This is a genomic window from Paracrocinitomix mangrovi, assembly GCF_019740355.2.
Classification (GTDB): Bacteria; Bacteroidota; Bacteroidia; order Flavobacteriales_D; family Crocinitomicaceae; genus Paracrocinitomix; species Paracrocinitomix mangrovi.
Genome location: NZ_CP091819.1, coordinates 622,654 through 648,036 on the forward strand (window position 1 = coordinate 622,654; position 25,383 = coordinate 648,036).

General features: G+C 34.4%; 18 protein-coding genes. 8 read left to right on the forward strand and 10 right to left on the reverse strand.

The genetic code is table 11. The features are described 5' to 3' along the window. The first annotated feature begins 1 nt into the window (after nucleotide 1). The 7 genes from K6119_RS02770 to K6119_RS02800 all read left to right on the forward strand — a co-directional run bounded on the left by K6119_RS02770 (nucleotide 2) and on the right by K6119_RS02800 (nucleotide 12,123). Nucleotides 2-1,225 (forward strand): sensor histidine kinase, encoded by a 1,224-nt coding sequence (locus K6119_RS02770; protein WP_221833870.1) that lies wholly within the window; start codon nucleotides 2-4, stop codon nucleotides 1,223-1,225. 2 nt (nucleotides 1,226-1,227) lie between these two features. After that, entirely contained in the window at nucleotides 1,228-2,232 is a 1,005-nt protein-coding gene (locus K6119_RS02775) for an isoaspartyl peptidase/L-asparaginase family protein (protein ID WP_221833868.1), read from the forward strand. A gap of 105 nt (nucleotides 2,233-2,337) precedes the next feature. Beyond that, entirely contained in the window at nucleotides 2,338-5,082 is a 2,745-nt protein-coding gene (gene fdhF, locus K6119_RS02780; protein ID WP_221833866.1) for a formate dehydrogenase subunit alpha, read from the forward strand. Then, entirely contained in the window at nucleotides 5,082-6,359 is a 1,278-nt protein-coding gene (locus K6119_RS02785) for a beta propeller repeat protein (RefSeq protein ID WP_221833864.1), read from the forward strand. The genes fdhF and K6119_RS02785 overlap by 1 nt, the downstream gene beginning before the upstream one ends. Before the next feature lie 22 nt (nucleotides 6,360-6,381). After that, nucleotides 6,382-7,641: a DEAD/DEAH box helicase gene (locus K6119_RS02790; RefSeq protein ID WP_221833863.1), complete on the forward strand. Its 1,260-nt coding sequence runs from the start codon at nucleotides 6,382-6,384 to the stop codon at nucleotides 7,639-7,641. 116 nt (nucleotides 7,642-7,757) lie between these two features. Further along, nucleotides 7,758-11,366 carry a TraB/GumN family protein gene (locus K6119_RS02795; RefSeq protein ID WP_221833862.1) on the forward strand — a complete coding sequence of 1,203 codons (3,609 nt, stop codon included), beginning with the start codon at nucleotides 7,758-7,760 and terminating at the stop codon, nucleotides 11,364-11,366. 19 nt (nucleotides 11,367-11,385) lie between these two features. Then, a complete protein-coding gene (locus K6119_RS02800; RefSeq protein ID WP_221833861.1) occupies nucleotides 11,386-12,123 on the forward strand; it encodes a hypothetical protein in 738 nt (245 codons plus the stop codon). A gap of 5 nt (nucleotides 12,124-12,128) precedes the next feature. Here the strand turns inward: K6119_RS02800 and K6119_RS02805 are convergent, their stop codons facing one another. The 8 genes from K6119_RS02805 to K6119_RS02840 all read right to left on the reverse strand — a co-directional run bounded on the left by K6119_RS02805 (nucleotide 12,129) and on the right by K6119_RS02840 (nucleotide 21,078). After that, nucleotides 12,129-13,079: an NAD(P)H-dependent flavin oxidoreductase gene (locus tag K6119_RS02805; RefSeq protein ID WP_221833860.1), complete on the reverse strand. Its 951-nt coding sequence runs from the start codon at nucleotides 13,077-13,079 to the stop codon at nucleotides 12,129-12,131. 135 nt (nucleotides 13,080-13,214) lie between these two features. Then, nucleotides 13,215-14,255 carry a DUF6340 family protein gene (locus K6119_RS02810; protein ID WP_221833859.1) on the reverse strand — a complete coding sequence of 347 codons (1,041 nt, stop codon included), beginning with the start codon at nucleotides 14,253-14,255 and terminating at the stop codon, nucleotides 13,215-13,217. 52 nt (nucleotides 14,256-14,307) lie between these two features. Further along, nucleotides 14,308-15,096 carry a (Fe-S)-binding protein gene (locus tag K6119_RS02815; protein ID WP_221833858.1) on the reverse strand — a complete coding sequence of 263 codons (789 nt, stop codon included), beginning with the start codon at nucleotides 15,094-15,096 and terminating at the stop codon, nucleotides 14,308-14,310. A 9-nt stretch (nucleotides 15,097-15,105) separates the two neighbouring features. Next, entirely contained in the window at nucleotides 15,106-16,356 is a 1,251-nt protein-coding gene (locus tag K6119_RS02820) for a DUF1015 domain-containing protein (RefSeq protein ID WP_221833856.1), read from the reverse strand. A gap of 24 nt (nucleotides 16,357-16,380) precedes the next feature. Beyond that, nucleotides 16,381-17,712 carry a 4Fe-4S dicluster domain-containing protein gene (locus K6119_RS02825; RefSeq protein ID WP_221833855.1) on the reverse strand — a complete coding sequence of 444 codons (1,332 nt, stop codon included), beginning with the start codon at nucleotides 17,710-17,712 and terminating at the stop codon, nucleotides 16,381-16,383. Between the two features lie 18 nt (nucleotides 17,713-17,730). Next, the gene (locus K6119_RS02830) at nucleotides 17,731-18,807 is read right to left on the reverse strand and encodes an MlaD family protein (protein ID WP_221833854.1); all 1,077 of its coding nucleotides are present in this window, start codon (nucleotides 18,805-18,807) and stop codon (nucleotides 17,731-17,733) included. A 97-nt stretch (nucleotides 18,808-18,904) separates the two neighbouring features. Beyond that, nucleotides 18,905-19,993: an MlaD family protein gene (locus K6119_RS02835; protein WP_221833853.1), complete on the reverse strand. Its 1,089-nt coding sequence runs from the start codon at nucleotides 19,991-19,993 to the stop codon at nucleotides 18,905-18,907. Nucleotides 19,994-20,058: 65 nt separating this feature from the next. Further along, the gene (locus K6119_RS02840) at nucleotides 20,059-21,078 is read right to left on the reverse strand and encodes an N-acetylmuramoyl-L-alanine amidase family protein (RefSeq protein ID WP_221833852.1); all 1,020 of its coding nucleotides are present in this window, start codon (nucleotides 21,076-21,078) and stop codon (nucleotides 20,059-20,061) included. A 213-nt stretch (nucleotides 21,079-21,291) separates the two neighbouring features. Between K6119_RS02840 and K6119_RS02845 the strand changes: the two genes are divergently transcribed. Then, nucleotides 21,292-23,859: a putative LPS assembly protein LptD gene (locus K6119_RS02845; RefSeq protein ID WP_221833851.1), complete on the forward strand. Its 2,568-nt coding sequence runs from the start codon at nucleotides 21,292-21,294 to the stop codon at nucleotides 23,857-23,859. Here the strand turns inward: K6119_RS02845 and K6119_RS02850 are convergent. Both K6119_RS02850 and K6119_RS02855 read right to left on the reverse strand, forming a co-directional pair. Beyond that, complete coding sequence (locus K6119_RS02850) at nucleotides 23,856-24,794, reverse strand: paraquat-inducible protein A (RefSeq protein WP_221833850.1); 939 nt, start codon at nucleotides 24,792-24,794, stop codon at nucleotides 23,856-23,858. The two genes, K6119_RS02845 and K6119_RS02850, sit on opposite strands and share 4 nt — an antisense overlap. Beyond that, the gene (locus K6119_RS02855; RefSeq protein ID WP_221833848.1) at nucleotides 24,791-25,339 is read right to left on the reverse strand and encodes an LIC11966 family surface protein; all 549 of its coding nucleotides are present in this window, start codon (nucleotides 25,337-25,339) and stop codon (nucleotides 24,791-24,793) included. Before K6119_RS02855 ends, K6119_RS02850 begins: the two co-directional genes overlap by 4 nt. Nucleotides 25,340-25,383: the final 44 nt, after the last annotated feature.

Genomic DNA, 25,383 nt, shown 5'->3' on the forward strand with positions numbered 1-25,383 from the left:
AATGGGTTTGTTAACTCCTTCTAAGATTCAAATCACCGATCATCTTGATCGAGCAAAATTTTTATTTCTTTGGAGACTAACATTACTGTTTGTTCTGCTCCTATCCTTACTGGCGGTATTATTTTTCTTTTTAGAGAATAGCTATACTTATATCACCTATATGGTGGGTGATTTAATCGCCATTTCAGGATTAGTGTATCTCTATTACACCCAAGATTTTCGTAGAATTTTCATTGCGTTTGGAACATTAGGAAGTGTTATTGTACAACTTGATCTTTTCTTAATCCAAGACTCTCACCACTATCCCGGATTCTTATGGATGACCATGTTAATAATCCTGGCTTTTTATGGCATTGGTAAAATATGGGGAGTTATCATTTTAATAGCAAATATTGTTGGTACAGTTGTATTCTTTTTAACCACTTTGTATGATCATTATGATGCAATTGTTATTACAGATCATAACTCCGCATTATTGATTGCTATTGAATTACCAGTAATAATGATCATTATTAGTTATCTGGTGTTTTTGGATGAAAAAGCACATGAACAAATTCAAAATGACTTAATTGAAGCAAATAAATCTCTAGAAGCCAATAACCGTGAGATCTCTAGGAGAGATCAAGAAAAAACGATCCTAGTTAAAGAAATACATCACAGAGTTAAAAACAATTTGCAGATCATAATTTCACTTTTGAGATTGCAAATGACAGACATTAAAAACCATGAATCCCGACAACACTTTTCTGAAGCAATTAATAGGGTCATGGTAATGTCATCAATCCATCAAAAATTGTACAAAGAGCAAGATTTAACTGAATTTAGCCTTGTATCTTATATTGAAGATTTGTCCTCAGAACTTAAATTGTTTTTTCTGGAAGAATTTCCAGTCGATATTACTGTAGAGTCGGATTATCGAATAATAGATCTCAAAACCGTTGTTCCTGTTGGTTTAATTATGAATGAGCTGTTATCCAATTCATTTAAATATGCATTTGAATCTTCAGAATCGGGAAAAATTAGCATATTTATTAAGGATCAAGGTGAATATTTTGATTTGATATATTTTGACAACGGTACTTGGAAAGAGACCACAGATGAAAACGCCGGATTTGGCCTGGAATTAATCAATACACTTGCTGAACAATTGAATGGTACAGTTGAATTCAAAACAGGAAAAGAAGGCACCTTTTACAAGTTTCATTTGCAAAAACTAACCGACTAGCTATGAAAAATAGAAGACAATTTTTGAAAGTATCTGCATTGGGAAGTGTAGCTGTATTAACCAATACTGCTTGCAACGGACAAGAGTCAGCTGACAATCAAAAAGATACGAACGAAATAATAAATATTGAAGTTAAAAAACCCATTGTTGTCTCTACCTGGAATCATGGAATGGATGCAAATAAAGCGGCATGGGAGGTATTGTCCAACAAGGGTTCAGCATTAGATGCTGTTGAAGCCGGAGTTAGGGTTACTGAATCTGATGCAGATAACATGTCTGTAGGTCTTGGTGGATTGCCCGATAGAGATGGCATTGTCACTTTGGATGCCTGTATTATGGATCACAAAAGTAATTGCGGCGCCGTAGCCTTTTTACAGAATATAGAAAATCCCATTTCTGTTGCGCGTAAAGTAATGGAAGACACCCCTCATGTGATGCTTGCTGGAGAAGGAGCTTTAATGTTTGCTAAAGACAAAGGTTTCAAAGAAACCAATTTACTTACAGATAATGCAAAAAAGGCCTGGGAAGAATGGATGAAAGATGCTGAATACAAACCAGTAATTAATATTGAAAATCACGACACAATAGGTATGTTAGCTTTGGATGAGGAAGGTAATTTATCTGGAGCGTGCACAACCAGTGGATTAGCTTATAAAATGCACGGCCGAGTTGGAGATTCACCAATTATTGGAGCAGGTTTATTTGTGGATAATGAAGTTGGAGCCGCATGCGCCACAGGTGTAGGTGAAGCTGTAATAAGAACTGCTGGATCGGCAATGGTTGTTGAACTTATGAGACAAGGGAAGACACCTGAAGAAGCATGTAAGGAAGTAATTGGAAGAATCATCAGTAAACACGAAAATATTGAAAATATTCAAGTAGGATTTATTGCGCTTAACAAAAATGGAGAATTTGGATGCTATGGTGTTCATAGCGGTTTTAACATAGCCTTGCGTGATAATGAAAATGAGAAAATGGTGGATGCCAAATTTGAACTTAACAAATAGAAAGTCACTATTTTCTGTTGAAATATTTAATTAGTCTGAATTGAAGTTGTCACTTCATTTTTCTTATATTTAGAAAGATAATTTATTGCCTTAAAACACACCTTAATGAAAGTCGCTTACATCAATAACGTTCCTTTTGAAATTGAAGAAGGAGAAACAATTCTCAACTTTCTTAAAAGAAACCACACCAACAAAGTACCCACACTTTGTGATGCTCCTAATTTAGATCCATTTGGGTCATGTAGAGTTTGTAGTGTTGACGTGGCTATGGAAATGGATGGAAATACCAAAACATTTGCATCATGCCATACTCCTATTATGGAGGGGCAATACATTTATCCTGAATCTGATAATATCAGAAAACTTAGAAAAAATATTTTGGAATTGGTTTTAACTGACCATCCATTGGATTGCTTGACTTGTGAGGTAAACGGAAATTGCGAATTGCAAGATGTTGCAGCTGAAGTTGGAATAAGAGATGTGCGTTATGAGGCTGGCGCAAATCACCTTGATAAAAAGAAAGACTTGTCTCACCCTTATATGACTTCAGACTTTTCAAAATGCATCAACTGTTATCGTTGTGTTAGAGCATGTGATGAAGTTCAAGGTGAGTTTGTACTTAATATGGCCGGTAGAGGTTTTGATAGCCACATTGTAAAAGGAAATGATGTTTCATTTATGGACTCAGATTGCGTTAGCTGTGGAGCTTGTGCTCAAGCATGTCCTACTTCGGCTATTTCAGACGTATTTGAATCAAAAGCTATTACAAATGCAGAAGTTACAAGAACAGTTTGTACTTATTGCGGTGTTGGTTGCAACTTGGAAGTATCCAGTATAAATAACGAAATTTTATCCATTAGAGCTCCTTATGAAGCTGAAGCTAATGGTGGACATACTTGTTTAAAAGGTAGATATGCCTTTAAATTTTACAATCACCCTGATCGATTAACTTCTCCATTAATTAAACAACCAAATGGAGAATTTAAAGCTGTTAGCTGGGACGAAGCTTATGATTTCATTGTTGCTGAATTAAAAAGAATAATGAAAGATAGCGGTCCGGATGCGATAGCAGGAATTTCTTCAGCAAGAACTCCGAATGAAGAGAATTACTTGATGCAAAAGTTAATGCGTGCTGTTGTAGGTACAAATAACATTGATTGTTGTGCACGTGTTTGCCACTCTCCTACTGCTTTAGGTATGCAAAGAGCTTTTGGAACAGGAGCTGCAACAAACTCAATAGAAGATCTTAAATACACAGATTGTATTTTAGTGATTGGTGCCAACCCTACTGCTGCTCACCCTGTAACTGGAGCTAAAATAAAGCAGAGAATGATGAAAAATGTTACGGGTATCGTAATTGATCCTCGTAAAATTGAATTAGCAAAATATGCCAAATATCATCTTCAATTAAAACCTGGAACTAATGTAGCCTTGTTGAATATGATGCTTTACTACATTATCTCAGAAGGAGTTGAAGACAAAGAATTCATTGCAAGCAGATGTGAAGGATATGAAGAAATGAAGGCTGAAATTCTAGCCTTAGATATAAATGAATTAGAAAAAATCACAGGTGTTGACAAAAACCTTGTCCGTGAAGCGAGTTTAGCTTATGCTAATGCAAAAGCAGCTATGGAATTCCACGGATTAGGTGTTACGGAGCATTTGCAGGGAACATTCACCGTGCAGTTAATTGCTGATTTAGCCATGATTACAGGTAATATTGGTAAAAAAGGAGCAGGTGTAAATCCTTTAAGAGGTCAAAACAATGTTCAGGGAGCGGCCGACATGGGTGCTCAGCCTCACCAAGGAGCAGGATATTTAGATGTAACTAATCCTGACATCAACGCAAAATACAAGGCCTTTTATGGTTCAGATGTAGTTCCTTCACATATTGGATATAAAATCCCTGAAATGTTTGAAGCAGCAATTGATGGTAAATTAAAAGCACTTTGGATTATTGGTGAAGATGTTGTACAAACTGATCCTAATACTTTAAAAGTAATGAAGGCCATGGATAGTGTTGATTTACTTGTCGTTCAGGAGTTATTTATGACGGAGACAGCTAAACATGCTACTGTTGTTTTACCTGGTGCATCATTCCTTGAAAAAGATGGAACATTTACCAATGGTGAAAGAAGAATTCAGCGAGTAAATAAAGTTGTTGAGCCATTAGAAGGTACAAAATCTGACGGTCAAATTATTGTTGACGTTATGAACAGATTAGGATACAATCAACCTGACTACACTGCCGAAGGAGTTCTTGAAGAAGTATCTCAAATTGTTCCATTCTTTAGAGGAGTTGTTTGGGATGAGTTGGGAGATAACGGTAAACAATGGCCTGTTGCTGCAGATGGTACAGATACTCAAATGTTGCACATTGAAGAATTTAAACGTGGTAAAGGTAAATTCTCTTTCTTCCCATATGAAGAATCACATGAGGTTGCTGCTCACGGAAAAGACTATCCATATATTATCACTACCAACAGAGAGTTAGAACATTACAATTGTGGTGCTATGACTAGAAGAACTGGTAATGTGGAAATCTTAAAAGAAGATGTATTAATGATTCATCCTGATGATGCTGCTGCAAATGGAATTGCTGATGGTGATTTTGTATGTGTAGAATCACCTAGAGGGAAAGTAGACATTAAGGCTTACATCACAGATGAGATGAAGCCGGGAATTTTAAGTTCAACTTTCCACTTCCCTGAAATCATGTTGAATGTTATTACTTCTGATGAACATTGTTCAGAGTCATTATGTCCCGAATACAAAGTGGTTTCCTGCAGAATTAGAAAATCTAAAGGAAAACACAAAGCAATGGCAGAAGCAACCACTGAAGCACACTGATGAAAAAGTTAATCCTGATAGTATTTTTACTATGGTCAGGATTTATACTGGCTCAAATTGACAAGGAATCAACTCCTTTGCAATCATTAAAAGGTATGAACGTAAGATCGTTTAGTAGTCTTAATGAAGATGCAAAGGAACTGTTAATAGGAACCAAAGGAAAAGCTGGTGAAGCCAAAGTATTTTATTCAGATGATTTTGGTACAAACTGGACTTCTTTAAATCAAGACAAATCTATCTGCGCAAATTGCGAGGACATCCAGTCTGTATGCTTTTTGGATGAAAAAACCTTTTTAGTAGGCACAAAAGCCAATGGACTTTACATCACACAAGACAAGGGAAATTCTTTCAAAAAAGTTGACAGCTATAAGGATAAAGAAGTTCGATCAATTGTAAGGTCTCCTATTGGAACAACTTACATAGCAACCGGAACAATGGGTGTTGTCAAGTCAGAGGATAATGGTAAAAGCTGGAGTGAGCCTCTTACCAAAAGTTTAGACTTTATAAAACTAAAATTGCCACCGCGTTCTAACTTAATTATTTACGGTATAACCAAATCTCATGGTATTCATAAAAGCTATGACGGAGGTAAAAACTGGAAACAAGTATTGATTGATAAAGAAATAAATATTCTGGACATGGAATTCATTCAAAATGAAATCTATGCTGTTGGAAATAATGGCAAGGAAAACTTTCTTTTTAAAAGCTACATGGGAGATAAGAACTGGAAAACTTATAAGTTGGATATGTTTGGTTTGGTTAACAACATGCATATTGTTCAGACATTTAATGATTACATCTTGTTTTTCGGAACTGAATCAAACGGAATACAGAAATCTGTAGCAATTGAATATTCACTTAAAGGATTTAAATGCACTGAAATTATAGAAGATGACGAATCTAAATCAAGCAATGTATTTTCTAACAAAGAATACATCTACCATTTTAGTTCTAATGATGGTGTATTTAGATTTAAAAGAGAAAAAGAATGTGGTGTAAAAGTGCCCATTTTTGTAGCGCCCGGTTCAGAAAAATTTGATCCATTTGCTATTGAGAGCACCTGTTCCCTCTCCTATTTTTACTTTAGAATCTACGATAAATATGGGAAAGAAGTATTGGTTGATAGTACAGGACTCAATACAGCCAATCAAAAACTAAACGATAAAACGTATTTTCAAAAATCTGACAACTACGTTTATTGGTTAAAGGGCAATTTTGAGAGTCAAGTTGACACTTTTAATCTCAAAGGACACATTCGTGTAATGGTGCAACAATGATTTTGACTATCTTCATGCCTGTATGAAATTTAGTGAGTTAGAACTTGAAGAGCAATTGTTAGATGCCATCTCTTATATGGGATTTGAAAATGCCACCCCAATACAAGAAAAAGCCATCCCTGAAATACTAGCCAATAAAGATCTTTTGGCATGTGCACAAACCGGCACAGGTAAAACAGCAGCTTTTGTCCTACCAATATTAAACAAACTGATTAACAAATCAGACAACTCAATTAACACTTTAATTATTGTTCCAACAAGAGAACTAGCTATTCAAATAGAACAGCAAATTCAAGGAATATCTTACTTTACAAGTGTAGGTTCACAAACAGTATATGGAGGTGGTGACGGAAAAGATTGGGAAATTCAAAAGGCAGCATTAAAAAGTGGAACAGATATAATAGTCGCAACCCCGGGAAAACTTATTTCTCACTTAAAATTGGGCTACGTAAACTTTAAAAATTTACAGCACTTGGTGTTGGATGAAGCTGATAGAATGCTGGACATGGGATTTATTGATGATATTAAAAAAATCATTTCTCACATTCCAAAAAAGAGACAAACATTAATGTTTAGTGCTACAATGCCTGATCAAATTAGAAGTTTGGCCAAACATATTCTTCATCAACCTGTTGAAATTTCGCTCTCAATCTCTAAACCTGCTGAAGGAGTGACACAAAAAGCATATTTGTGTCATGATGATCAAAAATTAAAAATTCTTGACTTCATTCTAAAAGAAAGAGAGGATTACGATAGCATTATTATATTCTCCTCTACCAAGCAAAAAGTGTTTGACATAGTGCAATCACTCAAAAGAAGAAATTATATGGCTGAAGGAATATCTTCTAATTTGGAGCAATCTGATAGAGAAGAAGTTTTGAGAGGTTTTAGATCTAAACGAATCAGAATACTTGTAGCGACAGATGTGATGAGTAGAGGAATTGATATTAAAGGTATCAATATGGTGATCAATTATGACACACCTTCTGATGCAGAGGATTATGTGCACAGAGTTGGTCGTACAGCCAGAGCAAAATCTGAAGGAGAAGCATTTACTTTGATCAACAGTAAGGACATGGTAAAGTTTTCCAGAATTGAAAAGCTTATAGGAATGGAAATAGAGAAACTTGCTCCACCTACAGATTTTGGTGAAGGTCCTGAATGGAAAGTACCAGAAAGAAATAAGAACAAGAAGAGAAACTTCAAGCATAAGCACAAGTCAAAAAATCACAAGCATAAAAATTCAGGCAAGAAGGGAAATAATAATCCTAAAAAAACGTAAAAACCTTTCAAATAATAAAAGAATACCCATTTAAGAAAGACAAAGGCGTTACTTTTACAATAATCCTTCTTATTTTAGTGATACTATTATAACTCAAAACTATTTTATCTTGACCTATGCTGCGATTTTTAGTCACAACCATTTCGATATTATCTATAGTCAACCTATCATTTGCACAAAAAAAATACCAGGGATTACTTTGGGAAATTAGTGGAAATGGACTTTCTGAACCAAGTTATTTGTATGGAACAATGCACGTTTCAAACAAACTTGCTTTTAATGTAAGCGACTCATTTTACCATTGTTTAAGCGGAGTTGATGCCATTGCTTTAGAATCATCTCCTGAAACCTGGATGGATGAATACAGAGAAATGGGCTCGTTTGGTGGCTGGGGCGGTTTTAATTATGGATCCGATTTCTATAAGAAGGCTTTTAGTGTAGAAGAACCGGGAAATGAATTCATTTATGGTTTACTAGAGAATAAAAATGGATTGATGAACCAAATATTATACAGATTCCATCCCGGAAATGAAGATTATCAAGAGAATACATATTTGGACATGTTCATCTTCCAGGCAGGCGCTAAAACATCCAGACCAATTCACAGTTTAGAAACTTTTGATGAAGTAAACGAATTGTCTGTTAAATCAATGACTCCGGATAAAGAGAAAAAACGTGATAACAGCAACAACAGTTATTTGGAAAACAATGGTAAAAGAAAATATGTTTTACTTGAAGAAGCCTATAGACGTGGAGATTTAGATCAAATAGACTCACTGAGTAAGGCAAATAATCCAACCTCTGTTTATCACAAATACTTCATTGTTGAGCGAAATAAAAACATGATGAACCGATTGGATTCAATCATGAAAACCCAATCAGTATTTACTGGAATTGGAGCAGCACATTTACCAGGAGAAGAAGGAGCTATTGAATTATTGAGAGATAAAGGATACACGGTAAGACCTGTATCTAACAAGAGTACTAGCAAATCGCATAAAATGCGTAAAAAAATGGAGAGCTTGTATAGAGCTGTAGATTTCAAAAAAGTAGTTACTACAGACGGATTTATTGAAGTAAATGTACCAGGTAAGTTATATGAAATGCCAACCTATAGAAGAGGAAGATTAGAGTATTTATGCCCTGAGCCTATTAATGGTGGTTATTTCAGTGTTATTAGACTTTTTACTTTCGGATCAATCTATAACAAAGAGCCTGAATATTATAAAGAAACCTTTGATAGCTTATTATACATTGCTACGCCGGGAGAAATTATGAAGAAGGATGAAATCAATGTCAATGGTCACTTTGGTTACAACATCTTAACTAAAACTTCAAAGAATGCATTTGTAAATTATAACGTCTTCTTCACTCCTACCGAGATCATAGTATTTAAAGGATCAGGAATTGGTGAATACATTGAAAAATCTGAACCTCAGTCATTCTTTAATAACATCAAACTTGCGCCTTTAAGCAGTGATTGGAAGACCATCTCTCCAAAATTTGCAGGTGCAAGCTGGTCAATGAAAGGTATGGTGTCAGGGCAAGATATGATTGAAGAAATGGATGAAACCTCAATAGATCCACTTTACCAATCTTATGATGCAGAAACCAAAGCTTATTTTCAGGTAATGAGATATCACTACAATGATCTTGATTACATTGAAGAAGATTCATTTGACCTTTATTTCCTTGGAAAAAAATATGCAGATCAATTGGGATATGAAATCTACAACTCTACATATAATCATAACGGCACCTACGCTTATGTTACTCAGCAATTAAAGAAAGATGAAGATCATCCTGAAATGGCTGATCAATTAAGAATTAAAATTCTTACAAAAGCAGGTGCTTATTATATGATGTCCACTACTGCTGAAGATGCGGATGCCAATAAATTCTTTGACAGCTTCAATTTTACAGCATATGATTTAAATGATGAATACGAAGTTTGGGAGGATACCAATCTATTTTACTCGGTTAACACCATTAAGAAGGATGATAAACCGAATATGAGAAATATGGGATATGGCTACTTTAATTACCGTGAAGATGATGAGGAAGACAAATCATATTTGAGTGATACAAAATCAAAAAATCACTTTTATCATAAAACAAATGAGTCTGTTTGGGTTGGATATGTAAAATTCCATGATTATGAAGGTGCTGATTCTTTAGAGCAGTTCTGGGATTATAGAACCGAAAGATTAACTGATGAGAATGGTTTTATTGTATCTAGAAAAAAAGAAAGCAATAAAGATGGAGATTTGGTATTGGACTTTATGCTTTCAGATACAGGAAGTGCAAAAGGAATCTTAACCAAGTTTAGATTACATCATGGTGTACTTTACACCCTACAAACATTAATCGACACAATTGAAGGCCCATCAGCTTATCAGCAGAAGTTTTTTGATTCTTTCTCTCCTAAAGACACGTTGATTGGTAGAGATATCTTTGAAGATAAGGCTCAAGTTTTTATTGAACACGCGCTTGGAGAAGATAGTCTTCAAAAGGTAAACTCAATGAAATCAATTAACAAAGTTGACTTTCAGGACAAAGATGTAAGCGGCATTATTAAAATTTATAATGAGTTTGAATTTGATGAAGAAGAAGAAACTGATCAGAAAGAAGATTTGATAATGGCTCTAGGAAATAGAGAAGTTGAAGAGGCTTATGACTTTTTATATGAAGTATATGATTCAAACAATTTCAATTCAGACCTTCAAATGATTGTATTAAAGTGTTTCTCTTATACTGAGACTCAACATGCCTATGATGCAATACAAGATTTATTAATTGAAAAAACTCCTTTTACTGAAAAGAAAAGCAAGCTTTCTTTCTTCAATAATTTGTATGATTCACTTGAGTTAGCCACAGGTTATTATCCTGAAATGCTTGATTTGGTTGTTTATCCTGAATACAAACCATATGTAGTTGAATTACTTGCAGATGGATATAAGGACAAAATATTTGATTACAAACACTTTGCTCCGCGTAAAAATATCATTTTCAGAGACGCTTACATTGAATTGAAAAGAACTGTTGCTAATCAAGAACAAGGTAAAAAGAAAGGGAATTACTACAATATCTCTCAAACTGCTAAATATCACACTTTGTTTATGGATTACTACGCGTTAATGTGTGGATTTAAGAAAAATGGAGTACAAGAAACTGACAAGTTCTTTAAGGATATATACCGCATTAAAAACAAAAAGTTTTTACTTGAAGCAGAAATCATTCATCATCAATTGGGCTTAGATGTTGATACAGCAAAAATTAATGAGGTTGCAAATGACCTTGACTACAGAGTATGGGCCTATAACAGATTGGATGATGAAGAAATGTTAGAATTCTACACTCCTACTATCACACAGGAAGATATGGCATTTGCTTTATTGTATAATAAAGGCTATGATGAAGAAGAAGATACTGTTGTTTTTGTCAGAAAAGAATATGTAGACAATGGTAAAGACCAGGGTTATGTTTATTTCTTCAAGAGAAAAACTGAAGACACTAAAAACTGGATGATTGATTATGTAGGATTAATGCCGGCTGAAGAAAATGAAATGGATACACATGTAGACACTAAGAAAGGATTGTCGGTTAAAAATGATGAAGAAATTGAGCTTACAATAGAAAAAACCCTGGAGATCTATGAATACGAACACCGTAAAAGAGTGGTTGTAACAGGATATGACTGGGGAAGTTGGGGTGGTCTCTTCTAGCCTAATACATCTTTGCTGAGTGAAATACTTTTTACCATTCGTGCTGTTGTTGCTTTTTGTGGCTTGCGATTCAAATAACAATGAAATTGATATTGACAATCAAGAACAAAAACAAGATGAAGTTAATCTTCAAATCACGCAATGTTCTATAAAATGGGATAATTTCACAGATCAATTGGAAATAGAATCTGCTGATACAGATTATCAAAAGGAACAAGATTCCTTGAGAAAAGTATTAATGGAATTAAAAGAAAGTACAGCTTTAAAAGAAAGTATTTTACAAGAACTGTATTTGAGATCTAATGCAGAAATTGAAGGAGATCTGGTAAAAGTAGGGATAGATTTTAATTTACATGGCTTTGACTGCGGCGCACCAGATTGCTATTCTACCAGCCTTAGTTTTTCGTTTCCGCAAAGTGAATTGAAGCAAATGCCGGATAAAATTGAAGTAACCATTTCAGAAACCGGATGCGTTGATAAAGAATATAACACTATCTCTAAATTCCATAAAAAAGCCTTTCAAAAAGAGTTTGTGATTTATGGAAATAACAAAAATCAATATCTGGTTATATATAACTATGATCCTGAAATTGTTGATTATGCTCTTTTCTTTGACAATCTTGATACCCAACCTACAAAAGAAAATGCAATGCATGTACTTTCTTTATTTGAAGAAAGTGAAGAATATGAAGACGTACCCTACAGGAGTAGAAACTTGTCTTTTGTTGAATACGAGTTTATGATTCCTTCAAAATAGAACAACTATTTACCTACCAACCTTTTAATAATGGCAGCAACTGGCTCTATCTTTGTAGTATTTTCAATAGTTGGACCTGCACACCAAACAGTTTTATAAGTTGCACTAAATGCTGATTTTTCTAAGGCTTTCATTCCCTTTACAAATGTCAACATCTTCACCCATTTCTTTAAACGTTTGTTTTTTGAAAGTACACGCTCAAACCAGTTTTGCTTTGTTCCTATTTTTTGAACATACGGTGTATTGATAACAGTGCATGGAGTTCCTGAGACTTTAGTACTCATTACAATATCATCCTTACCAAAATCTACACAAGCTTGTTTGTATTCATCTGACACATCAGATTCTTCTGAGGCTATAAAGATACTTCCAACAGATACGCCACAAGCACCTAATGACATGATGTAATCTAAATCCTCTTTATTACCAACACCTCCTGCAGAAATAATAGGAATAGCACAATTTTCATTTAAGAGTGGTATCAATTCTTCAGGACTCATATTTCCTGCATGCCCTCCTGCCCTATTGTTTACGGCAATTACGGCATCAGCACCTAATTCCTCTACTTTTTTTGCGTATGCTAAATCTACAACATCACAAAATACTTTTATGCCAGCTGGTTTACAGGCTTCAATGACTTCTTTAGGATTACCCAATGATGTTATAATGAAATCTACTTTTTTATCCAGACATGTTTTTAACTGAGTAGCAACTTTAGGGTTGGATTTATTTACAATTAAATTAATTCCAATGGCACCATCAGTTTTAGAGCGAATTTCATCTAAAGCTGCTCTAAATTCTTCATCCGTTCTATAATTCAAAGCAGGAATACAAGTTGCAATCCCATTATTGGCTCCGGCAATCAACATTTTAGCATTTGATACTAAAAACATTGGCGCCATAATAATCGGATATTCAATATTCAGTATTTCGGTAAGAGATGGTTTTGCACTCATGTGTTTAATTTATTGAGATGAAACTAATGTAAATGTACAATATTTTATGCATGCATAACATTGTATAGCATAAAAAAATTCCAAACCTTCGTATTAGATTTGGAATTTTTACAAGTATCATGTGTGATCTAAGTCTTATTCGTCTAGATCTTTACGCATTTGATTTTGCTCAAATTTTCTAATTCTCTCTCTCAACAATCTTGCGTAATCTTTTCCATCTTTAATTCTATAATCTGTGTATGATTTTTCAGCCCATTCTAAGGCACCATAAATATCTCCATTGATTTCAGAATATACAGCCATATTGTAACAAGCTTTACCTGCTACTTTTCTTTTAGGACTTTTGGTAGCTAATAACCATTTTTCAGCAGCTCCGTCAAAATTGTTAACCTGAGCTCTTCTATGCCCCATTTTTATTTCAGGACTTCCCCCTTTAAAGTATTCTCTCCATACTCTAAATCTCTGATCTTCAAATCTTCCACCATAATATCTACCGATTTGTGTTCCCAATTGCTTTACAGCTTGTCCTCTTTTAAGGATTGTACTTGCTGCTTTAACTGGGTTAATTCCAGATCCTGTAGAAACTATTTGATCTCTCCACCAAAATTCATCTCTGATCCATTTGTTTTTTGGATCATAAATTCTCCATCCTGTTTTTATCCAGGTTCTACTTGTAGCAGTATGTCTAAGTACAGGAACATTTCCTAATGGTGTTGATTGATTAACTGTTTCAGTGCTATAGCTAATTTTAGTATCTGTATCAAATACTTCTAACACAACTAAAATTTGAACTTCGTTAGAATCACAAATTCTTTGAACTTCATCCCATGGAAGTTGAGCAGGAAAAATATCCATTCCTCCCCCTTTTACAGTCATGCTATCCAGCATTAACACTTTTTTAAATCTAGGATTTTGCGTCAATTCTGAAAATGCTCCTTCCACAGCAGCTTTTGATCCTTCTTGATCTACATTTCCTTCAAGCGTAAGTGCATTATCGATTACATCTAAAACTTTAGCAGCTCCTGCAGAGTAACTTCTATTAATCACTCCTACCGTTTCAAATTCTTTTTCAAGAAAAACTGGTGCTGGTTCAGTTACTGTTGTATAAATGCGATTTTTGCAGGCACTTAACGCTCCTACAAATACTAAAACTAGTAACAGGTATAAACTTTTCATTACGTGTAATTTGGGGTTTGCTTTGGCAAACTTGGTTTCTAATTTCCCTACACTACAAATCTGATGCCGAACTTATCATTTCAGCAATATCTAAAACTTTTATATCGTTTTCTTTATTGAAATTTTTAACTCCATCAGTCATCATTGTATTGCAAAATGGACATCCTGTAGCAATAATGTTGGCATTGGTAGCCAAGGCATCTTCAGTTCTTTCAATATTTACTTCCTTATCTCCTTTTTCAGCTTCCTTAAACATCTGAGCTCCACCTGCTCCACAACATAAACCTTTAGCCTTGCAACGTTTCATCTCAACCAATTCAGCATCTAATTTTTTCAATACTTCTCTTGGTGCTTCATATACTTCATTGGCACGACCTAAATAACAAGGATCATGGAAAGTGATTTTTTTACCTTTAAAAGCTCCACCTTCTACTTTCAATCTTCCTTCTTTAAATAGGCTCTCTAAAAGTTGAGTATGGTGAACCACTTCATAATTCCCTCCCAATCCGGGATATTCATTTTTAAGTGTATTAAAACAATGAGGACAAGCAGTTACAATTTTCTTCACTTCATAACCATCAAGCACCTGAATATTCATCATGGCTTGCATTTGAAATAAGAATTCGTTACCTGCTCTTTTTGCCGGATCACCAGTACAAGATTCTTCAGTTCCCAAAACTGCAAACTTAACGTTGCATTGGTTTAAGATCTTTACAATTGCCTTGGTGATCTTTTTAGCTCTATCATCAAAACTACCTGCGCATCCTACCCAAAACAAAATTTCCGGTGTTTCTCCTGCGGCCATCATTTCGGCCATTGTTGGAACTTTTAATTCACTCATCTTTTTCTCTTATTCTGAAATATCATGTACAAATAATCCACTTCTAAGTTTAGGCTCAAACCATGTTACTTTTGGTGGCATTATCATATCGTTATCCGAAATATCAATTAACTGTTGCATACTTACAGGGAACATTGCAAAAGCAACTTTCATTTCTCCACTGTCTACACGTTTTTCTAATTCACCTAATCCTCTAATACCTCCAACAAACTCAATTCTATTGTCTGTTCTCAAGTCTTTGATACCTAAAATAGGCTCTAGTACTTGATTTGATAAAATTGTTACATCTAAAACTCCTACAGGATCCTTATCGTCAAATGTTCCATCTTTAGCTGACAATTTATACCAGCTTCCATTTAGATACATTCCAAACTCGTGTAATTTCCCTGGTTTGGCTTGTCCACTTACTTTTTCTACATTAAAAGATGCTTCAATTTTACCGATAAACTCTTCTTCTGATAAATCATTTAAATCTTTTACAACTCTGTTGTAATCTATAATCTTTAATTCGTTATCCGGGAAAAGCACAGCCATAAAATAGTTGTATCTCTTTCCATTATTAGAAGTACCACTATCTTTTTCTCTAAATTCTTTTCCTACAAGTGCTCCGGCAGCTGTTCTGTGATGTCCATCTGCTATATATATACTTGGAACTTTCTTATCAAAAAGTAACTGAATGCTATCAATATCTTCTTGTCCATCAATTACCCATAATTTATGTCTGATACCATCAATTGTTGTAATGTCATGCAAAGGCTGATTTTGCTTGTATTTATTGACAATTACATTAATATCATCTACATGTGGATATGAAAAAAACACAGGCTCATAATTTACCTGACTATATCTAACGTGATTTTTTCTATCCTCTTCTTTATCCGGACGAGTTAATTCATGTTTCTTAATGTTATTATTGAAATAGTCATCAATTGCACAACATCCTACTAAACCTGTTTGGACATGATCGCCCATTTTAATCTCGTAAGCGTAGAAATTCTCTTTATCATCCTGAACCATTACACCTTGATCCATCAATGATTTAAAGTTTTCAGCTCCTTTTTGATAAACCTCAGTTGCGTGTTCATCATGACCTACAGGAAAATCTATTTCAGGCTTAATAACCCTGTAAAAACTGATTGGATTTCCTTCTGCTTCTGCTCTAGCCTCTTCAGAGTTTAAAACATCATAAGGTCTTGAAACAATTTTTTCTGCTTTATCTGCTTGTGGACGTATTGCTTTAAATGGTACTAAAATTGACATTCAATAAATGGTTTGTGTAATAAATTAATCTTCGTCTTTCCAGTTCAATCTATCTGAAGGAGAGAACTGCCAAGGAGCCTGATTGTTTTCAATGTTTGTATTCATTGTCATTAACTCAGCGGGTATTTTTGATTCTTCCATCACTAAATACCTTCTTAAATCAACAATAATTGACAATGGATCAATATTTACAGGACACTCTTGAACACAGGCGTTGCAAGATGTACAAGCCCAAACTTCTTCTTCTGTGATGTAATCACCTAAAAGTGATTTACCATCATTAAAATCTTTGTTTTTTCTTAAGCCTTTACCTACCTCTTCTGCTCTGTCCCTTACATCCATCATGATTTTACGAGGAGACAACTTTTTACCTGTAATATTAGCTGGGCAAGATGATGTACATCTACCACACTCTGTACAGGTGTAAGCATTCATTATGTTCACCCAAGTAAGATCTGTAACGTCTTTTGCTCCAAACTTCTGTGGCTCAGCATTTTCATCAGCCGGTGGAGCCGCAAATGGATCTGCATTTGGATCCAACATCAATTTCACCTCATTAGTAACAGCTTCCATATTAGTAAACTGTCCTTTAGGATTAAGGTTTGAGAAATACACATTAGGGAATGCCCATAAAATGTGCAAATGCTTTGAAAATGGTAAATAACATAAGAATGCCATTACTACAGCAAAGTGTCCCCACCATCCAATTCTTTCCAATAAATGAAGTGTACCGGTTTCCATACCACCAAAAATGGCATCACCTGTAAATGAACTAATGGCAAATCCAAATGAACCTGAACCGGCAGCATGGCTTTCGCCTCTTAATCTTAAAGCTTCATCAGCTCCATTCATTGTAAAAATGCAGATTACAAGCAAAAACTCAAGGTATAATATAATATTACCATCTAGTTTAGGCCATCCTGTCATTTCACTTTTAACAAAACGAGGAATCTTTAATAAATTTCTTCTGGCTAAAAATGAGAAAGTTGCAATTAAAGCTAACAATGACAACACTTCAATTAAACTGATGACAAAAGTGTAAAAACCACCTAATGGCTCTGAAAAAATTCTATGATTTCCAGTTGCACCATCAATAATAATTTCAATTAACTCTACTTGCGTGATAACAAATGCTACATAAATAAAGATGTGTAGGATTCCGGCTATTGGTCTTGTTACCATTTTTGATTGTCCTAAGGCAACTCTAATCATGGTTTTCATTCGCTCACCTTTATTGTCAGAGCGATCCAAAGACTTTCCTAATTTGATGTTATCAATGATCTGTTTTACTTTGATTCCAAAAAAAGTTGCAGAACCTAAGAAAATGAGAATAAAAATAATACTTCCTATCTCCATTAAATATGAATTAGCTTGTTATTGATATTGAATTTTTTTGCCGACTTCTACTGAATCAAGCACATCATCAAGTAATTGTTCTCTATCACTTGTGGTTTGATATCCTTTAGTTTTTCTACCAAAGAGGGAGAAGTGCACAAATTTGTTTGGATTCTGATCAAAGTCGTTTAACAATGATTGAAGGGCAATATTAGTTTCAATTAATTCTTGATGCAGACTATCTGTATACAACAACTTACCTAAAGTTCCGGTACCTTTATTCAATTCTGTCAGTGTAATATTGAGCTGTTCTAAATTTTCTTTGGTGGAAATAAAGATAGTATCCAAATCTGCATCTGAAAAATCTTGTGTTACAGAAGCCAGATTACTTAAGATAGTATTAATTGTATCATTTTGTTCAACCAAATTAGATGAGATATCTTTCAAATTTTTCAAAATCACATCAATATCATTTGTCGAATTTGAAATAACTACAGAAAGATTGTTCGCTAAATCACCGAACTTAGCAACGGCATCTCTTACTTCGTATAAGCTTTGATCAATTGTTACTGCAGCAGAGGTATCCCAGAATGCATTAACAGAAACGATAATTTGCTCTACAGATCCAATTAGTTCCTCTGTTTTCTTTTTAAGTGGTAAGATTTCTTGCTCTACTCTGTCTTGAATATCTTGCTGAGCATAAACATGATTAGGATCTATTTCATCACCATCATTGTAATAGGCAATATTTGATCTGGCTATTGTATCTGAAGGAATTCTAAGCTCTAATGCTTTTGTACCAAGGATATCCGAACTTATCAACCAGATTTCTGAATCTGTAGGCAATAACAACTCTTCTTTCTCAATGGTAAATCTAACCACAACTCTTGAAGCGTTATCTTCTTTCAAATCAACCTCAGTTACCTGACCAACTCGAACTCCGTTTAACTGTACTTCATTGGATGGTTGTAATCCGGCAGAGTTAGCAAACTCAGCTACAAACTCTCTGTCCTTACCAAAAATACTACTCCCCTTAAGGAAATTGGTTCCTACAAATAGCAGCAGCAAGCCTAACACTACTAGTAATCCTACTTTAAATTCTTTAGACACTTTCATGGATAAATCCAGGATTTTGTTTAACAATCGCTAAAATAGTGGAAATAATCTGAAGCAATCTCATAATGAAAGATTAATTCAAATCACTTTTCCACAATCAATTTTTATATTCTATAGTTTTACCGGCATCAGTTGAATCTTCTATCTCTTTCAACAACTTGTCCAGCGTTTGTTTTTGGTTTTTATCCGGTTGATAACCTTCATTTTTTAAACCAAAAATTGAAAAACTAAAAAAGTCATCCGGCTTAGCTGTCAAGTGATTCAACAAATTAACCACCAAAGAATCTATTTTCTTTGTTTCCTCTTTAATTACTCCGGTATATGCCCATTTACCAATTGAACCTTCTCCTTTTTGAACATTAGCTAACTGATCATTTAAATCATCAAAGCTATCACTTAATTCAGCTGAAGTTCCCTTTAAATCTATTCTGCCAATGCGTTTTGTGAAATTGGAAATATCCGTAGAAATCTGACCAAACCTACCCATCATTGTTTTATACTGTCCGGTAGCATTGGCTAAAGAGCTTTTAATACCATCCACCCTTTTCTTTTCCATTTGAGTTAACATGGTTAAGTTATGAGACATTTCATTATACCTGTTAACAGCTCCTCTTACATCATACATACTAGCATCAATGGTATATGAAGCTGATGAATCCCAAAAAGCTGAAACTTTTACAATGATCCCCTGTACTCTTTCAACTAATTCTGTTGTCTTGTCTTTAATTGGAATAATTTGTCTTTCAAATTGATCATCCATCCCCATGGCAACATGAACATTTTCATTCCAGAAATAATCCCCATCTTCATAATAACCTGAAGACGCTTTTACTGAATCTGGCGGCAATCTTAATTCCAATACCTTAGTACCTACCACATCTTCACTAATCATCCATAATTCAGTTTCTTTGGGAATTTTTAAATCCTCTTTATAAATTGAAAAGGCAACAACTACTTTATGTGCATCTCCCGGTTTTAAGTCAACATCTTTGATTTGTCCAATCACAATTCCGTTCAACAAAACATCATTCGTTGCACTCAAGCCATTCACCTGATCAAACTCGGCATAAAAAGTTCTGGATGATTTAAAAGGTCCTGTGTTTTTGACAAAGTTGTACCCTATAAAAAAGAATAGCGCAGACAGCACTACTAAAATTCCTATTTTAAATTCTCTGGATACTCTCATCTATGCTAATCAATAATCCTATTGAATTATTGACTGTAAATATAAGATGTTCAATGATGAATTCGTTAGTTTTCCACTAATTTAATTGCCTTATTAAGGTCAATCCTTTCGCTTCCTTGAAAAGCAACTACAAATGCATGTTCAAAGCCTTTCTTTCTAAGCTCTGCCTTTAATTTGTTTGCACTATCAATGTCTCTAAACAGTCCAACCGTGTATTTGTACAAGCCTCCGGATTGATACATTTTAACAGGCATATTCTGAAATCTTTCTGCCGTAACATCCAAAGGAGTTTCAGAAGTTTCAATTTGCACTTTAAAAATAACCTCTTCTTTCTTTACTTCAGCTTCTTCTAATCCATAAAGTGTGGTATCAATACCATTGATTGTTGAATTGACAGACAAATCAGCACCTTCATATTCTACTTTATACTTTTTAAATGCTTCAAATAATGAACTAGCCATTAAAGTTTGCGAAGCAGTATCAGCAAGAAAATTCTCTTCTTTTGGATTTGTTAAAAAACCTGTTTCAATTAACACACTTGGCATGGTTGTTTTATAAAGCACTAAAAAACCGGCTTGTCTAACACCTCTATTGTGTCTTTTTAATTTCTCAAATTCATCTTGTATTTTTACAGCCAGATTGATACTGTGATCTAAATAAACACTCAATTGTAGTGACCTAGCGATAATCGCATCTGCCGTTAATTCCTCATAATCATCAGCATTTTCAAATTCAATTACAGAGTTTTCACGTTCTGCAATTTTTCTCTGTGCTTCAGTTCTGTGTAATCCTAAAACATAAGTTTCTGCTCCAAAAGCTGCTTCAGGCCCTGAATTGGCATGAATACAAATAAAAAGATCTGCATTATTTTTATTGGCAATAGCTGCTCTTTCGTTTAACTCTACAAAAACATCAGTTTTTCTGGTATAGATAACGTTGATATCAGGAAAACTCTTTTCAATTGCCTTTCCTAACTTCAATGCGATATTGAGCGTAACTGTTTTTTCGTTTGAATGCTTTCCATGGCATCCCGGATCCTTACCTCCGTGTCCTGCATCTATAACTACAGTTTTAATTCCCTTCACCAAATCGTCAGTTTGTCCGTATATAGCAAAAGAAAAAAAGACAAAGAGAAACAATAATAATGGTTGTCTTATGTTAATATGCGATAGCATGATCTGATAATTGTTTTAGTTTTGTTGGCTTTTTTCACAGACTTATAACAAAGTTAAGACCAAAAGTTGCTGAAAGGGGTAAAAATATCGCTAGTTATCAATTTAGTATTGTTGATAAACACCATGTTTTGGGCAAATTCCACCTATGCTCAATCGGGTATGAATGGTCCTGTAAAATATGAAGCAAGAGACTCTATTGTTGCTGATATCCCTAATGAAAAAGTGATTTTATATGGCGAAGCCCATGTAGATTATGAAGGAATAGAACTTACAGCAGATTACATTGAAATAGGATTGACAAATAATGAAGTTTTAGCTACATACTCGCTAGATAGCTTAGGAAATCCTGTTGGGAAACCTGTATTTAAGGCTGAAGGTGAAGAATCTCAATGTGAGTATGTCAAGTATAATTTTGAAACAAAAAAAGGATACATAAGAGAAGTAAGAGCACAGCAGGATGAAGGTTATATTCATATGGCAGAAGCTAAATTTCATCCTAATGATCAAATTCACTTAAAGAACGGAAAATTCACTACCTGTGAAAATGACACACCTCATTACCATTTTAGATTATCCAAGGCGGTTATAGTTCCGGATGAAAGAGTAGTAACGGGACCTGTATACATGAAAATTTTTAAAGTCCCTACTCCACTAGCTGCTCCATTTGCTTTCTTTCCTAATTCTGACAAGAAAAAACATGGATTGATTTTACCGTCAGGCTTTCCTTACCAGCAAAAATATGGATTTGGTATTGATGGACTTGGTTACTACATTCCTTTAGGTGAACGCTGGGAGACACAGTTTTTAGGAACCATTTTTACATCAGGAAGATTTGCTATTGAAAACACCACCAATTACTATATGCGCTATAAATACAGAGGTGGATTTTCATTGAGATTTGAACGTTTTAAAGGATATTTTTATGATGAGGATATCAATAATAAAATATCAGTTAAATGGAACCATTCACAAGACGCAAAGGCAAATCCAAGTTGGAAATTTAGTTCAGATGTCAACTTTCAATCTGACAACAATGGTAAAAACAGCTTAAAAGTTGAAAATGAAGATTACTTTTCTAATCAGTTTAACTCTTCACTAAAAGTCTCTAAAAACTGGAAAACCAAGAAATTCAGAGGTTCAGCTACAATGAACACCAGTTTAAGACAAACTTCGAGCACCAGTAGATATCAAATCAATTTACCGGATTTTAATTTTTCAGTGAGTCAGTTTGATTTAGGCGTAATGAGAAAGCAAAAAATCGGAAAAAAATGGTACGAAGAAATTAAAGTGACATATGGTTTAAGTGCCGCTAATTCATTAGATATCCCAGATAGTGTGTTCAACAACGGCAACATCCAGGAAATCAACAGTTTTTCTAGAAATGGGGTTAAGCAAAATGCTGTAGTCAATGCTAACCTTAAGTTATTCGGAAGCCGAATTACCTTAAGTCCTTCTGCTACATACAATGAAGTATGGAATTTTCAATATGATGACCATGCATTGAATTATGCAGACACCTTATTGGATACTACAAGGGTTAATGGATTTGGTACAGCAAGAAACTTGGTGTTTTCAGCTAGAATGGGAACCCAATTTATTGGATTAATTAGATACAAAGGACCAAGAGAAACCAGATTTAAGCACACTGCCACTCCGTCTTTTACTGCATCATACGCACCTGAAATTATTAATACAGACATCATTAATGATACGGCTAATGCACTAAGCTACAATGTAAATAAATACACAGATAGTAAATATCCTATTTCAGATTCAAGAGCATCCGGAAAACTATCCTGGAATTTAACCAATGTGGTTAAAATGAAGACCAAAAACATGAAAGACACGGTTAATAACAGTGACAAAAGCTTTAATATTATAGATGCCTTGAATTACTCCTCAGATTATGACTTTTTGAAGGATACCAATAAAATGGGGAATCATTTGTTTCAATTTAGAACGGCTAAAATGTTTAATATCCTGAGTTTTCAGAGTGATGCAACGGTTAGTCCTTATGCTTTTGACGCATACAACAACCTAACTAAAGATTATGCCTGGGAAGCCAATCAAGGGTTTGGAAGGTTAACCAGATCAAATATTACTGTCAATGCTAATTTTACTAGTAAAACGGGGAGAAAAAAACAAGCTGAATTGAACGATTTAACTGCAAATACAGCCAATCAAAACCAGAAAGTCACTGATCCTAATTCTACTACCTTTGACATTCCATGGCAGTTAAATGTGGCTTACAATTTAAATCACACACTTATTACAGATAAAGACTCGCTTACCGGACCCAATTATAAAGTTGTGCAAACCGTTGTATTGGGAGGAGACTTTAGTATAAACTCAAAATGGAAATTCAAGGGAGGAATAAGCTTTGACTTACAACAGTTTAATGATCTGTATCAGGATTTAACTTACAGTAGACCATATGAAGACCTTGTTAGCACCTATAATTTTGAAATTTGGAGAGATTTACATTGTTGGGAAGCCATGTTGCAATTCAGACAATACGGTGCTGTAGCTAAAGACCAAGCCACAGGTCAATGGGTAACTCAAGATAATTTTGGTAATAACATCCATCACTGGCAAAACACCAATTGGACATTTTTATTCAGAATCAACATCAAGGCGTCTATGTTCCAAAGTATTAAATTGGAATACAACCAACCGCCATTTATATTCTAAGCTTCTTCCAATTCCTTTTGATTCATTGCATTTATCACGGTTCTCTTTAAAAAGATGCCGGACACTATTGAGAATACTACAAAAGCAGTAAAGAAGTACAATCCAATCAAGGTTGATGAGCCTGTTTCAATGGCAAGTTCAGTATTAGCAAAAGAAAAATAAGCCAGATATGAAGCAGCAACAAAAACATCTGCCATACTCCATTTTCCTAATTTATCTATCAAGGTAATTGCCTTTTTACCTGCCTTGGCAGTCGGATTCAAAAAGATGATAAAAGAAGATGTCAACTTAATAATTGGGAATAAAATAGAGAATACAATTACTGCTATTGCCACAAAGTAATTACCGCCATTGTACAGCAATTTTATCAACGTTAAAACAGATTTGTTTTGATAGAAGAAATAAGCTCTTCCTTCCATAGTAATTTTTGTGTCCATTCCCATAATTGGAACTTGAATTTGCATGTCATCTTTATAGGCTTCTATCTCTAAAAATGGTTCATTTAATCCCAAATAAAGAAAACAACAGGATGCTATAACCAATGACAAACCAATAGCTTGATTGCGCACAAGCTTGTCTTTATATAATAGATTCACAGCAATCATAAAAACTACTACAATGCCCAGAAAAATTAAACCATGTTTGACAGCAGAATTATACCATTTATTTGCCTCAGTATCTAAGTCATAAGACAATTCCATTACATCCTCTTTACCTGTCAACCAATCTGTAAACCATTTTGAAAGAGGAATATCTTCCATTTCAATATCCCATTCCCAAATATTCCCCATTCTAGCTTCAGCATTTAATAATTCATGCTTCTCCATTTTTTTAGCTTCATACTTATTGAGCTTTGTGGTGATGCTAAAAGTAAAAAACAGGGTAGCCGCAACTACCGGAATCATTAATAGAAAGAGGATCTTTAACTTTTTCATTGTGCTTGTTCTTCTAAACGAATATTATGCTGTTTTGCAAATTTATCTTGCTCCTCTATCACCTTTTCAAACATAGCTTTTTCTCTTTTAGCAAATGCTAAGTCGTAAGCGTCTAACTGATCTAATTCAGCTGAAGATAAATCTGCTTTTTTTAACAATGGCATTATCTCCTGGAATTCACCATTCATCTCTTCTTTGTAAAACTCTACTAAGTCAGTCATAGCGTTAACAAACGGAGTTTCGGTTCCATCAAAAGACATTTTGCTTAATTTATCTAATTTGATATCAATTTCAAACAAAATATTGCTGTAATTAGCTTCAATATTAGCACTGTCTGATTGAAATAATTCTGAAACCAAAGACAACATATCGTGCTGCATGAAAGTCAATTCGTTATTAAACTCAACAGCAGAAACTCTTTCCTGATCAATTATGATTTCAGAATTTGAATTGGTATCAATATTTTCTTCAGTAGTTTCTGCAGTTTCATTTCCACCACAAGAAACAATTAACAATGTAAGAATTGGGATGTATTTTTTAAGCATGCCCTAAAGGTATGAAATGAGCCGCTTTAAATTCCTAAATTTTG

Coding starts and splice junctions, on each gene's coding strand:
- K6119_RS02770 (WP_221833870.1), top strand. CDS start 2: ATGGGTTTGTTAACTCCTTCTAAGATTCAAATCACCGATCATCTTGAT.
- K6119_RS02855 (WP_221833848.1), bottom strand. CDS start 25,339: ATGCTTAAAAAATACATCCCAATTCTTACATTGTTAATTGTTTCTTGT.
- K6119_RS02785 (WP_221833864.1), top strand. CDS start 5,082: ATGAAAAAGTTAATCCTGATAGTATTTTTACTATGGTCAGGATTTATA.
- K6119_RS02850 (WP_221833850.1), bottom strand. CDS start 24,794: ATGAAAAAGTTAAAGATCCTCTTTCTATTAATGATTCCGGTAGTTGCG.
- K6119_RS02815 (WP_221833858.1), bottom strand. CDS start 15,096: ATGAGTGAATTAAAAGTTCCAACAATGGCCGAAATGATGGCCGCAGGA.
- K6119_RS02845 (WP_221833851.1), top strand. CDS start 21,292: ATGTTTTGGGCAAATTCCACCTATGCTCAATCGGGTATGAATGGTCCT.
- K6119_RS02835 (WP_221833853.1), bottom strand. CDS start 19,993: ATGAGAGTATCCAGAGAATTTAAAATAGGAATTTTAGTAGTGCTGTCT.
- fdhF (WP_221833866.1), top strand. CDS start 2,338: ATGAAAGTCGCTTACATCAATAACGTTCCTTTTGAAATTGAAGAAGGA.
- K6119_RS02775 (WP_221833868.1), top strand. CDS start 1,228: ATGAAAAATAGAAGACAATTTTTGAAAGTATCTGCATTGGGAAGTGTA.
- K6119_RS02825 (WP_221833855.1), bottom strand. CDS start 17,712: ATGGAGATAGGAAGTATTATTTTTATTCTCATTTTCTTAGGTTCTGCA.
- K6119_RS02830 (WP_221833854.1), bottom strand. CDS start 18,807: ATGAAAGTGTCTAAAGAATTTAAAGTAGGATTACTAGTAGTGTTAGGC.
- K6119_RS02790 (WP_221833863.1), top strand. CDS start 6,382: ATGAAATTTAGTGAGTTAGAACTTGAAGAGCAATTGTTAGATGCCATC.
- K6119_RS02795 (WP_221833862.1), top strand. CDS start 7,758: ATGCTGCGATTTTTAGTCACAACCATTTCGATATTATCTATAGTCAAC.
- K6119_RS02820 (WP_221833856.1), bottom strand. CDS start 16,356: ATGTCAATTTTAGTACCATTTAAAGCAATACGTCCACAAGCAGATAAA.
- K6119_RS02805 (WP_221833860.1), bottom strand. CDS start 13,079: ATGAGTGCAAAACCATCTCTTACCGAAATACTGAATATTGAATATCCG.
- K6119_RS02810 (WP_221833859.1), bottom strand. CDS start 14,255: ATGAAAAGTTTATACCTGTTACTAGTTTTAGTATTTGTAGGAGCGTTA.